This window comes from Bacillus sp. CH30_1T (genome assembly GCF_008364765.1).
Classification (GTDB): Bacteria; Bacillota; Bacilli; order Bacillales; family Bacillaceae_B; genus Rossellomorea.
Genome location: NZ_VTUY01000008.1, coordinates 110542 through 133888, shown reverse-complemented (window position 1 = coordinate 133888; position 23347 = coordinate 110542). Strand labels below are relative to the sequence as shown.

Sequence of the window (23347 nt, the reverse complement as noted above, 5' to 3'; positions counted from 1 at the left end):
TCTCGCTCCTTGTAGCCATTATATTTAATTATTTTGCGTATCCGCCACCGATTTGTTGTTCAGCCATTTGAACTAAACGTTTAGTGATTTCACCACCTACAGAACCGTTAGCGCGTGCTGTTGCATCTGGACCAAGTTGAACTCCGAATTCTGAAGCGATTTCGTATTTCATTTGGTCGATTGCTTGTTGAGCTCCTGGAGCTACTAATTGATTTGAACTGTTGTTTGCCATGTGTTTTCACCTCCTTGTGAGTATAGATTGTGTAAAAACACATGGCTTCATGCAAGGAAAATGGTTGGTAAATAATCCTAAATTTTTAGAGTAGTTCGTCAAAGGTTTTTTCTACATCTGAACCTGTTGATCCATCAATCGTAATGGTTTCTGTTCCATCGACGGCTTCTTTAATAAGAGTATCAAAATCGACAAAGCTTTCATAATACGCCACTTTATCTTTTTTAGGTCTTGTTTTTGGTGCAGGAGGCGTGAAAATGGTACAGCAGTCTTCATATGGAAGAATCGAGATATCATGTGTATCGATCTTTTGAGCGATATCAATGATTTCAAGCTTATCCATGGCGATGAGCGGTCGCAGTACGGGTGTATTCGTCACATCGTTAATGGCCTGCATGCTTTCTAACGTTTGACTAGCTACCTGTCCAAGACTTTCCCCGGTCACCAGGGCCAATCCTTCATTCTTTTCACGAATCTCGTCAGCAATCCGGAGCATCATCCGTCTCGTTGAAGTCATCGTGTAATTTTCAGGAACCTGATCATGAATGGTTTGCTGAATCTTCGTGAACGGTACGATATGCAATTTCACCTTTCCACTGAATGCAGACAGTTTCTTAGAAAGGTCGATCACCTTTTGCTTTGCCCGCTCACTTGTAAAAGGTGGGCTGTGGAAATGAACCGCCTCTACCTCGACGCCTCTTTTCATCGTTAAATAACCGGCTACCGGACTATCGATGCCTCCTGATAGCATGAGCATCGCTTTCCCGCTTGCACCAACCGGCATCCCCGTTGAGCCTTGATAGATTTCCGAGGAAAGATAGACACCCTCTTTTCTTACTTCTACATTAAGGTTTATATCTGGATTTTTCACATCCACTTTTAATCCATCCATATTTCGGAGGATATAGGACCCCACTTCGTAATTCAATTCATTTGTATCCATGGTGAACTTTTTATCCGCTCTGCGGGCAGACACCTTGAATGTTTTCCCCGGTGTGAAACTCTTTTGTACGAGAGCCAATCCTGCTTGGTTAATCTCCTCGATATCCTGAGCCACTTTTACAACTGGACTGAAGGACTGGATTCCAAAGATTTTCTCCAATCTTGGAATAATCTCTTCCCCGTTCTCTTCCCCTAACTGGATATGCAGTCGATCCCGGCTTGCTGAAACTGAAATCGTCGGGAAATCTTTCAATGCTTGCAAAATATTTTCCCGTAGCTTCGCCGTGAACATCTTTCGGTTTCTACCTTTTGTTGAAATTTCACCGTATCTGACTAGTATGCGATTATAATTCATCGTGATCTCCTCATTGTCTTTTGTAATAGTTCTATTTCCTTTTTTAGTAACTGTATGAACTGCCGACACTCTTCCATCGTATTGTGAAAAGATAGACTGATTCGAATGGAGCTGTTCGCCTGGCTTTTTGAAACACCCATCGATAGAAGGGTTCGACTTGGCTTACTCTGCTTTGATGAACATGCACTTGTTGTGGACACGAACACCTCATGTCGGTCCAATGCGTGAACGACGACCTCACCTTTGAAATCTTCTATAGAAAAGTTAAGGATGTGAGGAGCATGGTGCTCCACTGGTGTATGAACGGTCACACCTTCCATTTTTTCCAGTTCTTCTCTTAAATATCGCTGGTTTTCCTCCATTTTAGGAAGCTGTTGTTTACTTTCGATAAGATGCATCCTTAATGCCTTTGCAAATGACACGATCCCTCCTGTATTTTCCGTACCGCTTCTGAGATTCCCTTCTTGCTCTCCCCCTGAAATGATAGGAGAAAGCTCAAGTCCGTCCCTCACGAATAGCATTCCTGTTCCTTTAATGCCATGAATTTTATGAGCGGAAATGCTGCATAAATCAATAAGCTTTTCGCGGAGAATAAGGGGGACCTTCCCGCAAGCCTGAACAGCATCGACGTGAAAAAGGATCTTTGGATAGTCCCCCAGCAGCATTCCTATCTCCCGGATAGGCTGGACACTCCCGATTTCGTTGTTTACCTGCATGACAGAGACGAGAATAGTGTCTTCCTTAATGGCGTCTTTTACTTGTTCAGGTTGAATCCTGCCTTGCGCATCAACATCAAGATAGGTCACTGAATACCCAAATATCTCTAATTGTTTAACGGCACTCCGGACGGAAGGGTGCTCGATTTTCGTCGTAATAATATGCTTTCCTCTGTGCCCGTATTGTATAGCCGTCCCCTTTATCGCCAGGTTATTCGATTCAGTTCCGCCAGAGGTAAAGAATACCTCTTTCTGCTTTATATCTAATAAAGAAGCTACTTGTTCCCTGGATTGTTGAATTAATTTCTCAATTTGCCCTCCAAAGGAATGAATCGATGAAGGATTTGCATAAAAGCTTTCATTCACTTTAAGAAATGTATCCAGTACTTCCTTATATGGCTTGGTTGTTGCACTATTATCTAAATAAATCAAGACTTCACCTTCTTTTGCTATGGTGACCTGCAGATTTCACAGTATTATATTCAATCATTAATCTTACCATAAATCATCCTGAACCCAAATCTTATTCAACATACGGGGCAAGATATTATTGTAGCAATACTAATTTTCTAAGATCATCCGATAATTTTAAGCAATTTCCAAAAATAATCATTGAAAAATGACAGAATTTTTGCGAGAATCATAAAGGAAATAATCGGAAAAGTTATTTAAATATACTAAATTGTAAGACTATTTAGTTTTTCGACATTTTTCTACATTCTTATGATAAGATAATTTTGCTTATGATAACGATTACAAACGGAGGGGTATATATGAATGAGAAAGCGCTGTCATTCAGCCAAATCTTTACGATAGGATTAATGCTCTTTGCTCTTTTCCTCGGAGCAGGTAATATGATTTTCCCGCCCTTTTTAGGTCAGCAGGCCGGGGAACATGTCTGGACCGGTATTATCGGTTTTCTCATTACAGGAGTAGGACTTCCTTTATTGGGTGTTATCGCCATCGCCAAATCTGGTGGAGATCTTCAGACACTTGCAAACCGTGTTCATCCTTTATATGGATTAGTATTTACGATTGTTATGTACTTGGCCATTGGGCCATTTTTCGGGATTCCGAGAACCGGTACGGTTGCTTATGAAATCGGAGTGATCCCATTTTTACCCGAAGGTGTCGCAAAATACGGAACTCCTTTATTCATTTATACAATCATCTTTTTTGGATTAACCGCATGGCTTGCGATGAATCCTTCAAAGCTCGTAGACAGAATCGGAAAGATTTTAACACCTTCCCTGATTCTGATTCTTTCGATCTTAGTGGTCAAGAGTATTGTAACTCCTATGGGAGATTTCGGAGCACCGAACCCCGCTTATCAAGATGGAGCGCTGTTCAAGGGATTCATTGAGGGATATTTAACGATGGATACAATCGCCGCTTTAGTATTCGGGATTGTGGTCATTAATTCCATTAAAGACCGTGGTGTGACGAGTAAAGCGAACCTGACGCGCATTACGATCATTGCAGGAGTCATCGCTGCAATCGGTTTAGCACTTGTTTATTTATCCTTAAGTTACATTGGAGCTACAAGTACAAATTCCATTGGTACTCAAGCTAACGGTGGTGCCATTCTTACAGCGGCAGCGAGTCATTTATTCGGCTCATCAGGGACAATCATACTGGGACTGGCGATTACGTTTGCATGTATCACTACTTCAGTCGGACTTGTTTCTGCATGTTCGCAATATTTCGCAAAGATTCTTCCTGTATCTTATCCGAAGTTAGTGATCATCATGTCTGTATTTAGTATGATTATTGCCAATATTGGGTTGACTCAGCTGATTGCTGTATCATTACCGGTACTCATCTTCATCTACCCATTGGCCATCGTATTGATCTTACTGTCGTTCATGCATAACGGATTTAACGGCTATTCACTCGTCTACGTGGGAGCCCTGATTCCAACGGGCTTGATCAGTTTAATTGATGGGATTAAAACCGCCGGGATTGACGTGACCGCCATCAGTCAATCACTTGAATTCCTTCCTTTCTATACTCAAGGGATCGGCTGGTTAGTGCCGGCTATGATCGGTGCAATCATTGGATTCGTTATTGCCGCACTTGCGGGACAGACAAAGCGGACGATTGAAGCCAGTTGATTACATGAAAAAAGGACTGATTTAGAAGTTCATTCTAAATCAGTCCTTTTTATTTGTGATGAATATTATTTTTCCTCAAGATCCATCATTTTCTCGATTTTCTTAAGAGCACCCGGCTCTACTTTTTCAATCGTTGTTGCGGCTTCTTCCAATGCTTTGCGGTAATCATATTGACGGAAGGATTCTTCAGCAGACTGAAGACCATCCTTGACTGAACTATACTTACTACGGTAGCGATTTCCGTATTGAATGATTTTCTCGGATAGAAGTACGTTTTCGATCAAATCTCCCGTCTTCGTGTAAAAATGATCGACAGTGTCTTCTGCTCCAAGTAGAGTTTCTTGAACAAACTTCATGTTTAAAGGCTTCTCGGTTAAACTTGCATTCACTTGCTCAATCTTCCGATGGACCTCATCAAGAAGATCCTTGTAATCAACAGGTAAGCCAGGTACATTACTCTTTGAAATCATGCGGCTCGCTTCAGCCACCTTCTTCTTAAGCTCCTGGATTTTTTCGCGGGTTGCCAGCTCATCCTTACGCAAGTTTTGTAAGTAGATGGAAAACTCACTCTGTTCCCGATTCAGTTCTTCCAGACCGTTTCGGATTTCTTTCAGCTCATCACTTAGTGAGGAGAACGCAGTTTCATTCGATTCTTCTTTATTCATCAACATTTCGTGCCGCTTTGAAAGCTGAATGATTTTCGTTTCAATTTCGTACGGTGTATCAAGGTCCGCATCTTGAAGATGGTAGCCTTGTTTCACAAGTGTTACTTCAGATTGAATATCTTCATTATCTTCCTTGGCCTTGATCAATCCTTCAGTCGTTTGATCTTTATACTGTTGGACAAAATGTTTGGCATGTACTTCTTTTTCCAGCAAATCATAAAGGTTCTCGACCTTTACTTTAATTTCCTGAATTCCTTCTTCTACCTCTTCTACCTTCAGCTCTTCAAGATTTTTATTAAAGTGGAGCAGGGTATCCTTCAGGGATGCAACCTCTTTCTCTACTTCAATATGATCAAGCATATATCCTTGCCCCTTCATCTCCACGTATCCCGCTTCAAGCTCGGACAATTGTGTAGGCAAAAGGTTTTCGCAATCGGTGATCAGCTTCGGAACCGTCTCCATTTTGTAGGAAACATCCTTCATTTCCTGTGCCAGACTAAGGACTATTTCTCTTGCATCCAGATAATTCCCCTGCTCTGTTAAGTCATTGAATTGATCCATTTGTTCAGAGAGCTTATCTAAAATGTTCTCTATGTACTTAGCGGCTTGACCATATGTATGACGATACGCAAGTAACTGCTTTTTACTGTTTCGATAGTCTTCTTGAAGAGATTGGATTTCTTCACGGTTCTTCTCTTCACTGCCGATCAGCTCATTTAACTCTGTCAGAATTTCCTCGATTTTCTGTTCCGTTTCAGTCAGAACCTTGTCGATACGGGATAGTATCTCTTTTGTTCTAGTAAATCGAAATTTATCGGTGTACTCTTCTGCATCAAATAAAAGTTCTTCAACATCAGGAAGCTGTACAGCAACAATCTCATCCCATCCTTGTCTCCAAGCGTCAAACAATTCTTCTGTCTGCCCCGTCATATTCAGTTGCTTCACTTTGGAGAGTTCATCTGAAACCGGCTTGTTCATAATATCTATCTTCCAAGCTTCATAGCGATCAATTTCAGCGTAATATTTTTTTCTCGAGATAAATCCGATAAGGAATACGATTAAGATTAGTATTATTCCAGCGATGACGTATTGCATCTTAAGCCCCCTGTTCAACTATTCAGTAGACATCTATATCAATTTGAATGTTTCATTAATAAATTCTCATTGCTATAATGATACCATGTTAACGACAATTTTTGACTATTAATTTCTAATTTTTCAGTGATAAAAAGTCATTTTCAGCAAATTCAAGGAAAAATAGACTTTTTTCTTTCGAAATAATCACTATTTACAAGGAAGTGAAGACTTTTGGTAAAAGTGGACGGACATATTCATACCCCTTTTTGTCCCCATGGAAGTGACGATACATTTGAAATGTATATTGAAAAAGCGCTCTCTTTAAACTATTCTGCTATAACATTTACGGAGCATGCGCCACTTCCCAAGGGTTTTGAAGATACAACACCCGACAAGGATAGCGGAATGGATCCATTGCATCTTTTGGAATACTTTCAAACTCTGGATTTCGTTAAGGAGAAATATAAAGATAAAATCACGATTCGTTCAGGGTTAGAGATAGATTACATTGCAGGCTTCGAAAGAGAAACAACTGAATTCTTAAATACATACGGACCCCGATTGGATGATAGCATTCTTTCTGTCCATTTTTTGCAGCACGATGGAAAATGGGATTGCCTGGACTTCAGTCCTGATGTATTTAAATCTATGATTGATTATTACGGATCCGTCGATGCGATTTACGAACGTTATTATGACACGGTAATAAAGTCGATCAGAGCTGACTTGGGACCTAATAAGCCTAAGCGGATCGGCCATATGACCCTCGTAAAGAAATTTCAACGGCTATATCCCGCCTCACATTCTTTTTCTGATAAAACCTCTTTGATTTTAAAAGAAATGGCATCGAGGAATTTGGAGTTGGACTATAATGGGTCCGGCCTGGTTAAACCCTACTGTGGTGAGCCTTATCCGCCAACTGATATCATTCAACAAGCTCTTTCCTTAAGAATCAAAACCGTTTACGGGTCCGATGCCCATACAGCTGCAGGTGTCGGTCAAGGTAGAGCAGAGATGCAATGATAAAAACAAAGAACTCTTCAATTAACTGAGAAGAGTTCTTTTGTCACTTTTCCATGCTTAGATAATTAGTTCTTTCTTCATGACTTCCTTCGCTTCGGAGACGAGTAGTAAATCGATCCATTGATCAATATTCTTGTAGTATTGATCAATAAAATAATATTCCTGCGGGAACATTTGCCATACTTCCCTTAGTTGCTGGCTATTGAGAAACGGCATTGTCAGCATGGACTTGAGCTGAATCACCAGAAAGCTGACAGGCTGTTTCTTCAAGGCATGATCTTTCATCCCTTGTTCAAACAATCTCTTCATATAATGTCTTTCCTTCATTAAATAGGAAGCAATGATTTCACGAACAACCTGCGAATCTATCGAAACTTCCCTCCAGATAAACCTGGATAATTGATGATGGTCACTTTGGAATTTCAAGATTTTGTACACTGCTCGCTTTAAGCATAAATCCGCACTTACATAATTCAAGGCTTCCACTTCTTCCTGAAGAAAGCGCAGATACTGTTCAAAGAAATGAGTGAAGCACGCTTCCAGCACACCCTGCTTCCCTTTAAAATAATAGGAGATGGTAGCAGGATTAACATTCGCTCTTTTTGCTATATCCCGGACAGAGGTTCCATCAAAGCCATGATCATAAAACAAATACACGGCCGCTTGAAAAATGGCGTCTTTCGTCGGTATGGAGGTATCTAGTTTTTTCATATTTCCCCTTCTTTCAAATATGATAGGCGTATGAAAAAAACAGTGACAAGAATTCAATATATTAAAAATCTTTTGATGAAAAAATCTAAATCATTGAAGGTTTCGATGAATTATGCTAAAAATGGTTCAATAGATGTTTCTATTATAGTTTGTTTACTCAAATAATTCGTGTTTTCATGTGGATTTCCTTTAAGTATTTCTCGACAGGATTTGTTGTATAGTGGGCTTGAGGGAACAAACGGACATGAAATAGCGCACATTTTGTAGAATTGGGGGAGCTGTTGGTGTTTAAAGCAGAAAAATATCAAGGTACAAAGGAACAGGGCTTTGGTCTTGTTACGAAACAACTGAAAGCTTTATTAGAAGGCGAACCGAATCGAATTGCTAATTTAAGCAATGCTTCTGCCCTCTTAAATCAATTTATGGACCGTATTAACTGGGTAGGATTCTATTTATATGAAGAAGAAAGCAATCAACTGGTGTTAGGACCATTCCAGGGACTGCCTGCATGCGTAAGGATCCCATTGGGCCGAGGCGTTTGCGGTACATCTGCAAGTGAACAAAAAACACTTTTGATTGATGATGTTCATCAATTCCCCGGGCATATCGCATGTGATGCAGCCTCTCAATCAGAAATCGTCGTTCCCCTTGTGAAAGAGGGAAAACTGATCGGCGTACTGGATATAGATAGTCCGGAAAAAGCCAGATTTGATGAAGAGGACCAGAAGTACTTGGAGATTTTTGTGGAAGAGCTAATGCGCCACCTTTAAAATCCATTCTGACAGACCTTGCCGACAGGGTCTGTCTTATTTTTTTGGATGGGGATGGTCCAATTCGAGGGGGTGTTGTGCCACTTTGCCCGGTTGTTGTGCCACTTTGGCCGGTTGTTGTGCCACTTTCAGCGTTTGTTGCGCCAAATTGTGAACCAGCTGCTCACTAATCACGATTACAACACATCACTAAAAGGGAAGGAACCAGCCAGCCCGGGTTCCTTCCTTTTTACTTATGCCTTATTCAACGCTTGAGCTAAATCATCCCAAATATCCTCCGACGCTTCCAATCCTACCGAAAGTCTTAGGAGCGTGTCACTGATTCCCATGTTTTTTCTTGACTCTTCAGGTACGACTGCATGAGTCATGGTAGCCGGATGCTGGATTAATGTTTCTGCATCCCCCAGACTCACGGCAATCTTGATCATCTCCAGATCATCCATCAGCTTCTGGGCCTCTTCCTTCGATCCTTTTATAGTAAAGGATATCATTCCTCCGGCTTTCTTCATTTGTTTCTTCATGACCTCATGTTGAGGATGGTTGGAATGTCCAGGGTAGATGACGGTTTCTACCGCAGGGTGTTCGGCTAACAGACGTGCAATCTTCTCTGCACTTTCACAGTGACGGTCCATTCGCACAGCCAACGTTTTTAACCCACGCAATAATAACCATGCGTCAAAAGGAGAAATGATTCCTCCTATATCCTTCTGAGTCGTCATGCGAATTTCTGCCATCTTCTCCTGTGATCCCACAACCAGCCCCGCGACCACATCTCCATGACCACCGATGTACTTCGTCGCACTGTGAATGACAATATCGCATCCCAGTTCCAACGGTCGTTGTAAATAAGGAGAACAGAATGTATTATCAACCACTACAGGAATCCCTTTTTCACGGGCGACCTTCACGACAAGCTCAAGATCAATTAATTGCATGGTCGGATTGATTGGTGTTTCTACATATATACAGCTCGTATGCTCTGTGATTTTCTCCCGGATTTCTTCTTCTGTACTCATGGCAGAGAAATCATGTTGAATGGAGAATTTCTCTTGGAGTAACTGAAGTAAACCGAACGTACAGCCATAGACGCCTTGAGAGCATAGGATATGATCTCCTGATTTGGTTAAGGAGAATAATACGGCGGACACAGCTGCCATACCGGAACCAAAGGCAAGGGCAGCCCCGCCGCCTTCCAATGATGCCATTCTGTCTTCCAGAATCGATACTGTCGGGTTACCCAGTCTTGAATATATATATCCTTCCTCTTCACCGGCAAATCGATTTTCCCCTTGTTTCGCATTTGCAAAGGTATAAGTAGAAGTTTGATATAAAGGCGGCGCTAAACTATCAAAGTGCTGAGATGATGCATACCCCTCATGAATCACCCTTGTTTCAAAACGCTTCTCTTCTTTCATAAAGTATTCCTCCCAGTATTCCCTTTAAGTCTAAGTAACTACTATTCTAGAATATGATAACCACGACAAAAAAGAAAGCGGTTACACTAAAGTGATAAAGAGGAATGGCCAAAAAAGAAGAACCCGTAAGAGACATGTCGACTCATTTCACGGGTTCCCGAACATTCTTATTCCAGGATGATTCCATCACAATCTTTCACAACCTGATTCTTGCCATTATTTTTCGCATGATAGAGTGCTTCATCTGCTTTCTTTACTAATTCCTTTACAGACTTAGGGCACTGGTCATCCTTTACTCTCCATGTGGATAAGCCACAGGACAGAGTCACTGAAGGATCTGTATTCACTGGAACCTCCTCGACAATGCGTTGAGCAATGTCAGATCCAGCCACATGATCAAGAGAAGGAAGATAGACCGCTAATTCTTCTCCACCCCATCTGGCAACAAATCCATGATGACTTACGATTCCTTTAATCAGGTTCGCCACCCCGATAATGACTTCATCCCCAATTTGATGGCCGTAATTATCATTAATCGCCTTGAAATCGTCAATATCGATCAACAGCAAGGTTCCCACTGAATCTTTATTCATCGAAGATTCCATTTCATCATCGAGATAATTCCGTGCGAATAATTTGGTCATATGATCGGTAATGACCATATGCTCAAGTTTCTCACGAAGGGTTGCATTGGTTATCGCCAGGGTTGAGTGATGGATAAATGACTGAAGCAGCTTGTACATATCAAATGAAAACATGTACGGTTCTTTATGTAACACTATGCAAAACCCTAGCAGGGCTTCATTTTGAATCATCGGGACGGCCATAACGGAAGGAAAGACCACTCCCATATCGAATCGATCGCTTACATCACCTAAAAAGATGGCATCCCGTTCCTTCTCGATTCTCCCCTTTACATAAGAGATATACTTTTCACCTTCTAGTTCAAAAAAAACAGGAGAGCTTTCTTCCAGGATTCTATACTCCCCTTTTTGAAGGAGAACAAATCCGATGGCTGATGCCTGAAAGGATCGTTTAATCTGTTTTTTTAAAAATAAGACCGTATCCGTTAATCGTAAATTCAAATTTAACTGATGAGAGGTTTCATTAATAAGCTGCAAATCGGTAATGAGCCTTTTAGACTGTTCATAAAGTTTAGCATTTTCAAGGGCATTCCCTGCCGTATAGGCAAGTAAGCGAATGAACTCGATCTTCTGTTCCGTAAAGGTGAAATGGGCCTTTGACTTCACTTCGAGAACGCCATAGATTCCCTGTTTCCCTTTTAAAGGTGCATACAGGATATCCTGTTCCCTCACTTCGATACTCCCATTTACAAATGCCTGCATGGCAGACTCATTGGCACGATCAAAGTCAAAATTTTTAATGGGGAGTGTCCCGAATTCATACCGGTCGTTAGACAATAACAAGTGGAATTCATCGATTGGAAACACCTGCTTCAACGTTTCAATGATCTGCACGAGAAGCGTATGAACATCCCTTGTTGAGTGAAAAATCTCCGTTACTTTAAATAATTCCCTGTACCGTTTTTCATCTTCGAGTACGGTCTGGATTCCACCTGTATGCTGTAAAAATTGATTGCTGGCTTCCCAAAAGGAATGGAGCCAGCTATCGTCTGCCACTTCTTTACGTTCATCCCTCTTTACTAAAAGCATCGCCAGGGGACTGCCATCTTTATTCGTAAAGTGAAAACGGATGTTGAAATTATCCTCTTCCTCAACCATTACAGGACGAAAAACGTATTTCTCCTTCGTTTCAGCAAGCGTGAGGGGAACTTCGTCATTGTCACTGGGGTGATATAAGAGATAGGCAGACTCGCTATAAAAATATAAAAATGCCCGATCAATATCAAGGCAGTCTTTAATAATTGTCAGCCACTTTTGCAAATGAGCAGAATGCCCCAATTCAACTGACATTTCTTCATAGATTAAATCAAACAGCTTTGACTTATATTCAAGCAATGAATTATGAACAACGTACATTTTTCTCACCCACACCTAAAAGGTTTGTGAAACTATTAACATCATTGACCTTGAGCCAGCACCAGATCTTCTTGTAATACCACGAGCCATATAGGCTGATCTACCGATAAGGAATGGACTTCCGCGGGTTCAGCTTTCTGATCTGACAAATCCAGTTGAATCGGGTCTTTGTCCTCTCTAAAGGAAATGTCTATCAATTGATGATGCTCATCATATTTAAAGGGTTGTTTACTGGAAATCACTGATGAAGGAACATCTTTCTTCTCTTGTAAAACCTCTAAAGATCTTGAAAATAACACCCATTGTTTCTTATCTAATTGGACCCAAATTCCATCTTTATCTTTTGTGAGTCCTATCTTTTTCACTCTTTTCTGTAACGACACACTATGTAATACCTTAAAATAATACTGATTGCTTCTATCAAGTTCATATATAATAAGAACAGGCTGATCTTGAGCCATCTTTGCTACAGCGATGACGGGGTTCTGCTCTCTATTTCCTGCAGTTAATACCTCCGCATGGATCGATTGCCCGGACTCATCTACTTGTAATGAGGAATTGGAAGAATAAATAAACCCTCCGAAAACAACCAGGACGCACAGACCGATCAATACAAATCTAAGGGTCTTTTCTCTTTTTGATTCTTTCAACAACATTCACCTATTCAACATATTTTCCAACTTTTATTATATCACAAAAAATGACTTTTGGACTATTTTGTTTAGAGAACAACACTCGCAAGAATCTATGAAACCTGTTCATCTTAAAATACTTCCTTGACTTCTATGCTCTCCCGTCATATAATATTCTTTGTGTAAAATAATGCAGCTTCAGTGAAGTCCTTTATGATCGTATTTTGTTCCTCTACATCTTGAGGTGTATCTTGTAACCCTCTGCTGCTAGGGCGAAGGTACATGAAAACAAAATGCACATAATTGTTTATTCACAGGTGTTTTTATTTTACAACAAAATAAAAACAATAAAGGAGGAGTCATTCATGGCTCGATATACTGGCCCAAGCTGGAAATTATCTCGTCGTCTTGGAATCTCTCTAAGCGGAACGGGTAAAGAATTAGAAAAGCGTCCTTACGCTCCTGGACAACATGGTCCTAACCAACGTAAAAAAATCTCTGAGTACGGTTTACAACTTCAAGAGAAGCAAAAACTTCGTCACATGTACGGAGTAACTGAGCGTCAATTCCGTAACCTATTTGACCAAGCTGGCAAATTACAAGGTAAACACGGTGAAAACTTCATGGCGTTACTTGAGTGCCGCCTAGATAACGTTGTTTATCGTTTAGGTTTAGCTCGTACTCGTCGTCAAGCACGTCAACTTGTTAACCACGGTCACGTAACAGTGAACGGATCTCGCGTAGATATCCCTTCATTCCGCGTACTTCCTGGTCAAACAATCTCAGTTCGTGAAAAATCACGTAACCTTGACATCATCAAAGAAGCGATGGAAGTGAACAGCTTTGTTCCTGAATTCCTAACTTTCGATGCTGACAAATTAGAAGGTACTTTCACACGCGTTCCTGAACGTTCTGAATTACCGGCTGAAATTAACGAAGCTCTTATCGTTGAGTTCTACTCTCGTTAATCTTTGTACAAAAGACACTGTCCATTTTATGGGCAGTGTTTTTTTGTGCCTAATAAAATTAGATTGAGTCAGCATTTGGACATTTTGTAAAATATATAAGAATTCATTACAATTCAGGACGGGTTTCGGTACTGAATGTAATCATTAGAAGCATTTCTTTTCAACCTTCAACTTTTCAGCTATATTTTCAACTCCGGCCCTTTTATTTTCAACTTCTTCTTCCACACTAATAAAAAGCACGGTACCCGCTTCACAAAAGAGAAACGGATACCGTACTGACAGATTCAATAATAGTATTATACGTACTGAATTCTAAAATATTTCTTTTTTCCGCGGCGAATGATGGTAAACTGTCCTTCAATCATATCTTTCTCATCAATCACATGCTGAAGGTCTGTTACACGTTCACCGTTAAGGTATACTGCACCATTCCCGACATCTTCACGCGCTTGTCGCTTAGATGGTGAGATTTTCGCATTTACGAGAAGGTCGATCAATCCGATCGCTTCTCCTTTAGGCTGTTCGAATGAAGGAACATCTTTAAACCCTTCAAGAATTTCAGAAGCCGATAAAGATTTGATCTCACCACTGAATAATGCTTGTGTGATGCGGATGGCTTGATCTAGCGCTTCTTCACCATGAATCAGTTTGGTCATTTCTTCAGCCAGTGCTTTTTGCGCCTTGCGAAGGTGGGGTTCCGTTTCAACAGACTGTGCCAAAGCATCGATCTCTTCGTGTGAAAGGAATGTAAAGTATTTCAAGTATTTCACGACATCCGCATCGGCCGCATTGATCCAGAACTGGTAGAATTCGTAAGGAGATGTTTTCTTCGGATCCAACCAAATCGCTCCACTTTCCGTTTTACCGAATTTACTTCCATCTGCTTTCGTGACAAGTGGAATCGTGAAACCAAACGCCTTCGTTTCTTCTTCGTGGGTACGTCTGATCAGTTCAAGTCCAGTCGTGATATTCCCCCACTGATCACTGCCGCCGATTTGAAGCTTACAATTGTAGTTGTCGTATAGATGATTGAAGTCCAGTGCTTGCAGAATGGTATAAGTAAATTCAGTGAACGAAATACCTGACTCCAAGCGTGACGCAATCGTATCTTTCGCGAGCATGTAATTTACACCCACATGCTTACCGAAATCACGAAGGAAGGTGACAACATCCATCGCTCCGATCCAGTCATAGTTATTCACCATCACTGCCCCATTTTCCCCTTCGAAATCAAAGATGCTTTCAAGCTGTACTTTAATGCTCGCTACATTCCCCTGAATCGCTTCAATTGTCTGCAGTTTACGCTCTTCATTTTTACCACTCGGGTCACCGATCAATCCGGTTGCCCCTCCCACCAATACAAGAGGACGGTGCCCTTGATTCTGGAATCGTCTTAATGTTAAAAATGGGAGCAGATGCCCGATATGCATACTGTCTGCTGTTGGATCGATCCCGCAGTAGATGGAGATGCTTTCTTTATTCAACAGGGCCTTCAACCCTTCAGCATCCGTTTGTTGATACGTGATTCCACGCCATTCCAAGTCCTTTATCAAATCCATGTTTTTTCCTCCTTTTTTGTAAAACAAGACAACAAAAAAAGTCCCTGCATAAATGCAGGGACGCTGTCGCGCGGTACCACCCAAATTAAGGAATTACATCCTTCACTCATTAAAGATAACGGCTTTAACCGTTTGCTGCTACTAAGGTTCACAGCAAAAGCTCCAGGATGTAATTCATCGGCCATTTGTGTCAGTTCACAGCAACCACTGACTCTCTTTATAACAGGGAAGGCAGACTACTTATTCCTCTCATTGCGATCACACGTTCATTTTTTTGTAAGTAAATCCGACTGTGTGCCGGATCGTCATTCATTTCGCTATATAAGGTTTTTACCATATTCTAAAATATTAGTCAACTAAACGCATGATAAAAGACCATTTTATTTGACTTTTTACGACAGCCTTCCTGTAAATATGCTATAATGGGAATGTTCTGGGGGGAATGATATATGAAGGAAAAATGGAACAAATCACTCGAAAAATTAGACCCTGCAATCAGGTTCTTTTCAAATACTGGAGTTCAAAAACGAGCAAGAATTACATACGGAGTATTCTGGAATCTGTCGTTGATCCTGGTCGTGATCTTTGTACTGGGTTTCGCATTTGCAGGAGGAGTCGGAGCGGGATATTTCGCTTCTCTCGTCAAGGAAGAACCGATCCGTCCTTATGACCAAATGAAAAAGGACATTTACAACTACGAAGAAACGTCGCAGCTATACTTTGCCAATGATGTATATTTGGGGAAACTCCGAACAGACTTAGAGCGGGAAGAAGTGAAGCTCGAAGATGTTTCTGAAGATCTGCGAAATGCTGTTATTGCCACGGAAGATGAATACTTCAAAGAACATAACGGTGTCGTACCGAAAGCGATCATGCGTGCCGTACTACAGGAATTCACCAATTCCTCCACTCAATCAGGTGGAAGTACACTCACACAACAGCTAATCAAAAACCAAATATTGACGAATGAAGTATCATTTGAAAGAAAAGCAAAAGAAATACTCCTCGCCCTTCGCTTGGAACGCTTCTTTGAAAAGGACGAAATTCTGGAAGCGTACCTGAATGTAGCGACACTTGGACGTAATTCTTCCGGTCGGAATATCGCCGGGGTCCAATCTGCTGCCCAAGGGATATTCGGAGTCGATGCCAAGGACTTAACCTTGCCTCAATCGGCGTTCATTGCAGGACTTCCTCAAGCTCCATTCTCTTACACACCATTTACGAATAGTGGAGAAATGAAAGAGAATCTGGAAGCTGGAATAAGCCGAAAAAATACTGTACTCTACAGAATGCACCGAGAAGGTTATATAACGAAAAAAGAGTACGATGATGCTGTTGCCTATGACCTGTCGAAAGATTTCATCAAGGCTAAAGCATCACCGAGTGAACAGTATCCTTGGCTGATTGCCGAACTTGAAAGCAGAGCAGTGGACATCATGACGGATGTGCTTGCAGAAAAAGACGGCTATTCAAAACAGGATCTTGAAAATAATGATGAACTTGAAGAAAAATACCGAACGCTCGCTGACCGCAATGTTCGTCAAAGCGGTTATCAGATTCACTCAACTATCGATAAAAAAATCTATGATCAAATGCAAAAGACGAAAGATGCCTACGAAATGTATGGACCTCCAAAATATGTAACGGCAACTGACCCTGAAACAGGAGAAGAAGTGGAAGTGCAGGAGCCGGTTCAGGTCGGAGCGATCATGATTGAAAATAAAACAGGACGCATCATCAGTTTCATTGGCGGCCGTGATTTTAAAACGGAACAAATCAACCACGCCACCCAGTCACTGAGATCGAACGGGTCTACCATGAAGCCTTTACTTGCTTATGCCCCGGCACTGGAATACGGATACATTTCACCTGGATCCCCTATTCCTGACGTTGGTGTGAACATCAATGGCTGGACGCCTGAAAACTACTCGCTTAATGAACGAGGACTTTTCCCTGCAAGATATGCACTTGCAGAATCATTGAACTTACCTGTTGTAAGAACTTATGCCAATATTTATAACCGAAATCCATTTAAAGAATTCCTTCTGAAAATGGGCTTTTCATCACTAAACAGCAGATATGATAACAACCTGTCACTTGCACTGGGGGCCACCACAAGTGGTGTAACAGTAGAAGAAAATGTAAATGCCTATACTACTTTTGCAAATGGCGGGAAATTCATAGATGCCTACATGATAGATAAAATTGTCGATCAAGATGGCAACGTGGTGTTCGAACATAAAGTAGAACCGGTGGATGTATTCAGTCCACAAACAGCTTACCTTGCCATCGATATGATGAGGGATACCCTGGATCATTCACTTGGGACAGGTCGCTATGCGAAGAAATTCCTGAACTTTGGTTCTGACTGGGCCGGGAAATCCGGAACGAGTCAGGAATACAAGGATCACTGGTTTGTCGCATCCAATCCGAGCATTACATTTGGAACCTGGTTCGGGTATGATACACCTTCATCATTAAATACAGCAGCATCGAGAGCACAATATGGACATTATGGATTGCGAAATATCCGCTTATGGTCATACCTATTAAATGATACAAGAGACCTGGCTCCTGAACTGATTGATCCCGAAGGTTCGTTCACAGCACCGGAAGGCATTGTAAGAAGATCCTTCTGTTCCATTTCCGGATTGCTGCCATCAGAAGCATGCAGTCAGGCCGGGTTAGTGAAAAGTGACTTATTCAACGCTAAATATGTACCAACCAAAACAGATGACAGCTTACTCATGAGCCGTTATGTCATGGTAAACGGAAAGAAATATTTAGCTCTGCCTAATACGCCGGAAGAATTTTCACAACCGGGAGTGATCTTGAATCCTGACTTTGTGAAGAATGTATTTGGTTCTGTACCTGGAAATCCAAACAAACTCATTCCGGAAGGTGACAATCGATTCAAAAATGTTCTGATTGCAGAAAACAAAATTTCTGACGACGGAGTTGCTCCAGGGACGGTAAAAACGAGTGCTAATGGTAATACCATCACTTGGACCCCTTCTGCAAGCGGAGATGTCGTCGGATATCGTGTATATAGTAAATCTGGCGGCAAGGTCGGCAGTGTCAAGTCTGACGGGAATTATTCAGTTTCCGTTGGAAATGGTGATTTCTATGTGGTTGCTGTTGATGTAGCAGGAAAACAATCTACACCTTCCAACACTGTGCAAATCGGAAAACCAGAGCCAAAACCGGAACCGAAGCCTGAGAAGCCGGCAACGGATCCGAAACCGCCTGGTGATAAACCGGCTGATCCTCCTCCTCCTAAACCAGACAAGCCTGAGCCACCTCCAGCTGATGATGGCGGCGGTGACAATGGAGGAACCGAGCCACCAGCTGAACCTGAACCACCTGCTGAGCAGAATTAGATAGCAATTTAAAAAACGAGCAAAAGTATTTACTTTTTGCTCGTTTTTTTATATTGGATGAGGGTGAAGGGCTGGATTTGGACTGTCCCTTTAATCTTTCATACCATTTTGGGAATTTTTCTACCATATATTAATTTTATCTGCCAACACTCATAAATCGACAAATTCCGTCATCCTCACCTCCTTCTCCCCCAGACCACAAAAAAACCCCCACTCACCACGAGCAGAGGTTCTTTCATCTATTAATCTTCCATTGTACTTAAATCACCGGTAGGAAGGTCTAATTCCCATGCCTTCAACACGCGACGCATGATTTTCCCGCTTCGTGTTTTCGGCAGCTTGTCTCTGAATTCTATTTCTCTTGGAGCCGCATGGGCAGCTAATCCTTTTTTCACGAATTGGCGAATCTCTTCTTTTAGCTCATCTGTCACTTCGTAGCCGTCGCGAAGAGCGATGAAAGCTTTGATGATTTCGCCGCGAACAGGATCAGGTTTTCCAATGACGCCTGCTTCGGCAACTGCCGGATGTTCTACGAGCTTGCTTTCTACCTCAAATGGACCAACTCGTTCTCCAGACGTCATGATGACATCATCAATTCGTCCCTGAAACCAGAAATATCCGTCTTCATCCATATAAGCTGAATCTCCTGAAACATACCAGTCACCAGGCATGAAGTATGATTCATACTTCTGTGGATTATTCCAGATCTGGTTCATCATGGATGGCCAGCCTTTTTTAATTGCTAAGTTCCCCATGCGGTAAGGAGGCACTTCGTTTCCTTGATCATCCACAATCGCCGCCTTCACACCCGGGAATGGTTTCCCCATGGATCCAGGCTTGATTTCCATGCTAGGATAATTACAGATCAATTGACCGCCTGTTTCAGTCATCCACCAAGTATCATGGATTCGCAGATTGAATACTTTCATTCCCCAGCGGACAACTTCTGGATTCAGCGGTTCTCCTACGCTCAGGATATGGCGAAGCGAGCTTAAGTCGAACTGTTTCACGACTTCATCCCCTGCACCCATCAACATCCTGAAGGCGGTTGGGGCACTGTACCAAACCGTTACTCCATAATCTTCGATCGTTTTATACCAGTTCTCCGGCTTAAAGCGTCCCCCTACAATGACGTTCGAGGCACCTGTCAGCCACGGACCGAAGATTCCATATGAAGTCCCTGTGACCCAGCCCGGATCCGCTGTGCACCAATACACATCCTCTTCCTGAAGGTCAAGTACCCATTTGGAAGTTTGATAATGTTGGATCATAGCGTTATGGACATGAAGGACCCCTTTTGGTTTTCCTGTGGACCCTGATGTATAGTGAAGGATCAACCCATCGTTCCGGTCTACCCATTCTACTGCCAGTTTATCGCTCGCTTCAGCGAATTTTGAAAGGAAGTCAATTTGGACATCGTCCTCCTGTACATCTTCCCCAATTAAGAAAACATGCTTTAAGTTTGGAAGTTCACTTACTGGAACCCTCTTTAATAGCTCAGGAGTTGTGATCAGTACCTTTGCTTCACTATCCTCCAGACGATCACGAACGGCTCCCTCCATAAATGCTTCAAACAGAGGACCAACGATGGCACCCAACTTGATCGCACCTAATACGGAGAAATACAATTCCGGTGATCTCGGCATGAAGATGAAGACACGGTCACCTTTTTCCACATCCCCAAAACGCTTCAATACATTTCCTGCTTTGTTCGACATCTTCTTCATATCAGAGTACGTATATTTTTCATCACGTTCTGCATCTCGGTAATAAAGAGCGACTTTATTTTTCCTGAAAGTTACTGCATGTCGGTCAATCGCTTCATGAGCCAGATTGACACGCCCTGTTTCCGACCATGAAAATTCTTTTTCGACATCTTTCCAATCAAATGATTCATACGTATTTTCATAGCTTTCAAGATTATAGTTTCCCTTCGTTACTGGTAACGCTTCCACTTTCATATACCGCATCCCCCTTATGTAAGAAATTACAATCTTATTATAGTATAAATTTAATATTTTCTCAATTTTTTAAAAAATCTGCCACAAGGTGCTCTTTTCTGCGTTTCGAGTAATAACTCTTCAAACCCTTGTTCTAGATAGGTATTGCAAAATAGCTTCCCCACTTCAAACGTCTGAAAATTTCGTGAAAGCGCTATACATTTTTTAATTTCATGTATAATGGACTTGAGGAATATCTTTAGGTGGTGTCCAGATGAAATTAAAAAAAACCTATAATGCAACAGAATTGAAAACAACAAAGGGAAATATCATTATTGAAGGTCCGATTTCCGCTGAAGAATTAGCCAGGCTAGACTTTCACGAGGACTTGGTCGCATTCAGACCTCCTGCCCAGCAGCATAAAGCCCTTGTAGAGATTGCCGGTTTACCGGAAGGCCGAATCCTTATCGCGAGAGATCATCATACGATTGTAGGCTATGTTACATATTTATATCCTGATCCACTTGAACGCTGGTCTCAAGGAAAAATGGAAAATCTGATTGAGCTTGGAGCAATCGAGGTCATCCCTAAATTCCGCGGGGCTTCCGTCGGAAAAAATCTTTTAAAGGTTTCCATGATGGATGATCATATGGAAGACTACATCGTCATTACGACTGAATATTATTGGCACTGGGACCTCAAAGGAACCGGCCTGAACGTGTGGGAATATCGTAAAGTGATGGAAAAAATGATGAACGCCGGCGGATTGGAATATTACGCAACGGATGACCCTGAAATCAGTTCCCATCCAGCGAATTGTTTAATGGCGAGAATTGGTACGAGAGTGGACCCGGATTCCATCCAACGATTTGATCAACTGAGGTTTATGAATCGTTTTATGTATTAATGGAATTCTGACAAGTTTTCTAAAGGGGTGGAGAACGTGATTGTAGAAGAAATTATGAAAACGAAAGTCGAAACATTAAAGGCAGACGATACAATTGAAACAGCCATAAAATTAATGCGGGAGAAGAAGATCAAGCATATACCGATTACCAATCATGATATGGAAGTGATCGGGATCGTGAGTGACCGTGATGTAAAAGACGGTACCCCATCTATTTTTCATGATGAGTCTACAACCAGTGAATTACAGAATCCTCTTAAATTGATCATGAAGAAAGATGTGATCACAGGTCATCCTCTCGATTTTGTCGAAGAGGTTGCGGCTCTCTTTTATGAGCACCGGATCAGCTGCCTCCCTATTTTGAAGGAAAGGAAGCTGGTCGGAATCATTACTGAAACCGACCTGTTGTACACGCTCATTCAACTGACGGGAGCCCATCAGCCCGGCTCTCAAATCGAAGTGAAAGTCCCACATAAAGCGGGCATTCTTTACGAGGTAGCCGGTATCATCAGAAGGAATAACTCCAATATTCAAAGTGTACTTGTGTATCCGGATAAAAAGGACGAACAGTATAAAATCCTTGTGTTCCGAGTAAGAACGATGAATCCGATGAATGTGATCAATGATCTAAAGAGAGAAGGATATGACGTGTTATGGCCAAACATGCCAGGAATCTCCACATGACAAAAGATGCTGTTTTCATCTATTCAGACGAACTCCTGGGGTATCGGTTCTCTGATGAGCATCCCTTCAATCAAACCCGATTGACCTTGACGATGGATTTACTCAAAGAAGCAAATGCTCTTCAATCAGATGAAATCGTTCCACCACGAATGGCTACCGATGAAGAGTTATTTCTTAATCATGATCCCAATTATGTAAACGCCGTCAAGAGAGCGAGTGTCGGCCAACTCTCTCAAGATCAGGCAGAAGGGTTTGGAATTGGTACAGAAGATACCCCGATGTTTCAAGGAATGCATGAAGCGAGTGCTTATTTGGTAGGCGGGACGTTGACGGCTGTTGATCTTGTCATGACGGGAAAAGCGAAGCATGCCCTCCATCTCGGTGGTGGTCTGCATCATGGTTTCAAAGGTAAAGCATCAGGCTTCTGTATTTATAACGACAGTTCGGTGGCAATCCGCTACTTGCAGGAAAAGTACGGTGCCCGGGTCCTATACGTCGATACAGATGCTCATCACGGAGATGGCGTTCAGTGGTCCTTTTACGATGATCCGGACGTGTGTACCCTTTCCATCCATGAGACGGGTCGCTACCTCTTCCCAGGAACAGGTAATATTAATGAACGCGGTCACGGAAAAGGCTATGGGTATTCGTTCAATATCCCACTCGATGCCTTTACAGAGGATGAGTCGTGGCTAGAAGCTTACGAAACTTCCTTTCGCGAAGTAATTGAATTCTTCAAGCCCGACGTCATTTTGACTCAAAACGGGGCAGATGCCCATTATTATGATCCACTCACCCACCTTTCGGCTACCATGAATATATACCGGGATATCCCTCGTATCGCCCATGAGCTTGCTCATGAGTATTGCGAAGGTAAATGGATTGCCGTTGGTGGTGGCGGCTATGACATTTGGAGAGTCGTCCCAAGAGCCTGGAGCATGATTTGGATGCAGATGACCGGTCGAATGGACCTTGCCTCTTCCTTCCCTGGGAAATGGACGGATCGCTGGCAAAGTAAAGCAGGGGTCACCTTGCCAAATGAATGGTGGGATAGACCTGACATTTACAAGCCGATTCCGAGAAAAGGCGAAATCACGGAGAAGAATAAGCAAACCGTAGAGAAAGCCCTATACTCCATCCGACAGCAGCTCAGGCAAAAACCGGGGAGTTAATGGGATGAAGGGGTAAGTATTTCATAACTCTACGAATCTATTTTAAAAAACCAAGGTCCTCTCATCACATTGAGAAGTCCTTGGT

Annotated in this window: 18 protein-coding genes and 1 other annotated feature; of the genes, 8 read left to right on the top strand and 10 right to left on the bottom strand. The window is 42.0% G+C overall.

All coding sequences use genetic code 11. The annotated features are described in order from the left end of the window. Positions 1-28: 28 nt before the first annotated feature. The 3 genes from F0342_RS17420 to F0342_RS17410 all read right to left on the bottom strand — a co-directional run bounded on the left by F0342_RS17420 (position 29) and on the right by F0342_RS17410 (position 2677). Positions 29-232 carry an alpha/beta-type small acid-soluble spore protein gene (locus F0342_RS17420; protein ID WP_149157120.1) on the bottom strand — a complete coding sequence of 68 codons (204 nt, stop codon included), beginning with the start codon at positions 230-232 and terminating at the stop codon, positions 29-31. Positions 233-317: 85 nt separating this feature from the next. Next, positions 318-1529, bottom strand: coding sequence for a tRNA uracil 4-sulfurtransferase ThiI (thiI, locus tag F0342_RS17415; protein WP_149157119.1), 1212 nt, complete (start codon positions 1527-1529; stop codon positions 318-320). Then, positions 1526-2677, bottom strand: coding sequence for a cysteine desulfurase family protein (locus tag F0342_RS17410; protein WP_149157118.1), 1152 nt, complete (start codon positions 2675-2677; stop codon positions 1526-1528). Before F0342_RS17410 ends, thiI begins: the two co-directional genes overlap by 4 nt. 341 nt (positions 2678-3018) lie before the next feature. Here F0342_RS17410 and brnQ point away from each other — a divergent pair, with 341 nt between their 5' ends. Further along, complete coding sequence (gene brnQ / locus F0342_RS17405; protein WP_149157117.1) at positions 3019-4359, top strand: branched-chain amino acid transport system II carrier protein; 1341 nt, start codon at positions 3019-3021, stop codon at positions 4357-4359. A 65-nt stretch (positions 4360-4424) separates the two neighbouring features. Here the strand turns inward: brnQ and ezrA are convergent, their stop codons facing one another. Next, positions 4425-6119, bottom strand: coding sequence for a septation ring formation regulator EzrA (gene ezrA, locus F0342_RS17400; protein WP_149157116.1), 1695 nt, complete (start codon positions 6117-6119; stop codon positions 4425-4427). A 213-nt stretch (positions 6120-6332) separates the two neighbouring features. Between ezrA and hisJ the strand changes: the two genes are divergently transcribed. Further along, positions 6333-7124, top strand: coding sequence for a histidinol-phosphatase HisJ (gene hisJ, locus F0342_RS17395; RefSeq protein ID WP_149157115.1), 792 nt, complete (start codon positions 6333-6335; stop codon positions 7122-7124). A 57-nt stretch (positions 7125-7181) separates the two neighbouring features. Here the strand turns inward: hisJ and refZ are convergent, their stop codons facing one another. Next, positions 7182-7835, bottom strand: coding sequence for a forespore capture DNA-binding protein RefZ (refZ, locus tag F0342_RS17390; RefSeq protein ID WP_149157114.1), 654 nt, complete (start codon positions 7833-7835; stop codon positions 7182-7184). 284 nt (positions 7836-8119) lie between these two features. Between refZ and F0342_RS17385 the strand changes: the two genes are divergently transcribed. After that, the gene (locus F0342_RS17385) at positions 8120-8605 is read left to right on the top strand and encodes a GAF domain-containing protein (protein WP_149157113.1); all 486 of its coding nucleotides are present in this window, start codon (positions 8120-8122) and stop codon (positions 8603-8605) included. A gap of 233 nt (positions 8606-8838) precedes the next feature. On the opposite strand, the gene megL is transcribed toward F0342_RS17385, so the two are convergent. From megL to F0342_RS17370, 3 genes are all read right to left on the bottom strand, one after another. Further along, complete coding sequence (gene megL, locus F0342_RS17380; RefSeq protein ID WP_149157112.1) at positions 8839-10020, bottom strand: methionine gamma-lyase; 1182 nt, start codon at positions 10018-10020, stop codon at positions 8839-8841. Between the two features lie 167 nt (positions 10021-10187). After that, complete coding sequence (locus tag F0342_RS17375) at positions 10188-12020, bottom strand: sensor domain-containing diguanylate cyclase (RefSeq protein ID WP_149157111.1); 1833 nt, start codon at positions 12018-12020, stop codon at positions 10188-10190. A 41-nt stretch (positions 12021-12061) separates the two neighbouring features. Continuing rightward, complete coding sequence (locus tag F0342_RS17370; RefSeq protein ID WP_149157110.1) at positions 12062-12670, bottom strand: hypothetical protein; 609 nt, start codon at positions 12668-12670, stop codon at positions 12062-12064. A gap of 347 nt (positions 12671-13017) precedes the next feature. On the opposite strand from F0342_RS17370, the gene rpsD reads away from it, so the two are divergent. After that, on the top strand, positions 13018-13620 hold the full coding sequence (gene rpsD, locus F0342_RS17365; RefSeq protein WP_034765742.1) for a 30S ribosomal protein S4: 603 nt from the start codon (positions 13018-13020) through the stop codon (positions 13618-13620). Between the two features lie 296 nt (positions 13621-13916). Here the strand turns inward: rpsD and tyrS are convergent, their stop codons facing one another. Continuing rightward, positions 13917-15179 carry a tyrosine--tRNA ligase gene (tyrS, locus tag F0342_RS17360; protein ID WP_149157109.1) on the bottom strand — a complete coding sequence of 421 codons (1263 nt, stop codon included), beginning with the start codon at positions 15177-15179 and terminating at the stop codon, positions 13917-13919. A 53-nt stretch (positions 15180-15232) separates the two neighbouring features. Continuing rightward, positions 15233-15441 (bottom strand) — a binding site (T-box leader). 187 nt (positions 15442-15628) lie between these two features. On the opposite strand from tyrS, the gene F0342_RS17355 reads away from it, so the two are divergent. Continuing rightward, the gene (locus F0342_RS17355) at positions 15629-18559 is read left to right on the top strand and encodes a transglycosylase domain-containing protein (protein WP_149157108.1); all 2931 of its coding nucleotides are present in this window, start codon (positions 15629-15631) and stop codon (positions 18557-18559) included. Between the two features lie 242 nt (positions 18560-18801). Here the strand turns inward: F0342_RS17355 and acsA are convergent, their stop codons facing one another. Further along, on the bottom strand, positions 18802-20520 hold the full coding sequence (gene acsA, locus F0342_RS17350; RefSeq protein WP_149157107.1) for an acetate--CoA ligase: 1719 nt from the start codon (positions 20518-20520) through the stop codon (positions 18802-18804). A 253-nt stretch (positions 20521-20773) separates the two neighbouring features. Here acsA and F0342_RS17345 point away from each other — a divergent pair, with 253 nt between their 5' ends. Genes F0342_RS17345 through F0342_RS17335 form a run of 3 tightly spaced genes read left to right on the top strand, consistent with a single transcriptional unit; the run spans position 20774 to position 23262 of the window. Beyond that, positions 20774-21406, top strand: coding sequence for a GNAT family N-acetyltransferase (locus F0342_RS17345; protein ID WP_149157106.1), 633 nt, complete (start codon positions 20774-20776; stop codon positions 21404-21406). A gap of 36 nt (positions 21407-21442) precedes the next feature. Further along, positions 21443-22090, top strand: coding sequence for an acetoin utilization AcuB family protein (locus tag F0342_RS17340; protein WP_149157105.1), 648 nt, complete (start codon positions 21443-21445; stop codon positions 22088-22090). Continuing rightward, positions 22087-23262 (top strand): acetoin utilization protein AcuC, encoded by a 1176-nt coding sequence (locus F0342_RS17335; protein ID WP_149157104.1) that lies wholly within the window; start codon positions 22087-22089, stop codon positions 23260-23262. Before F0342_RS17340 ends, F0342_RS17335 begins: the two co-directional genes overlap by 4 nt. The last annotated feature ends 85 nt before the right edge of the window (positions 23263-23347 follow it).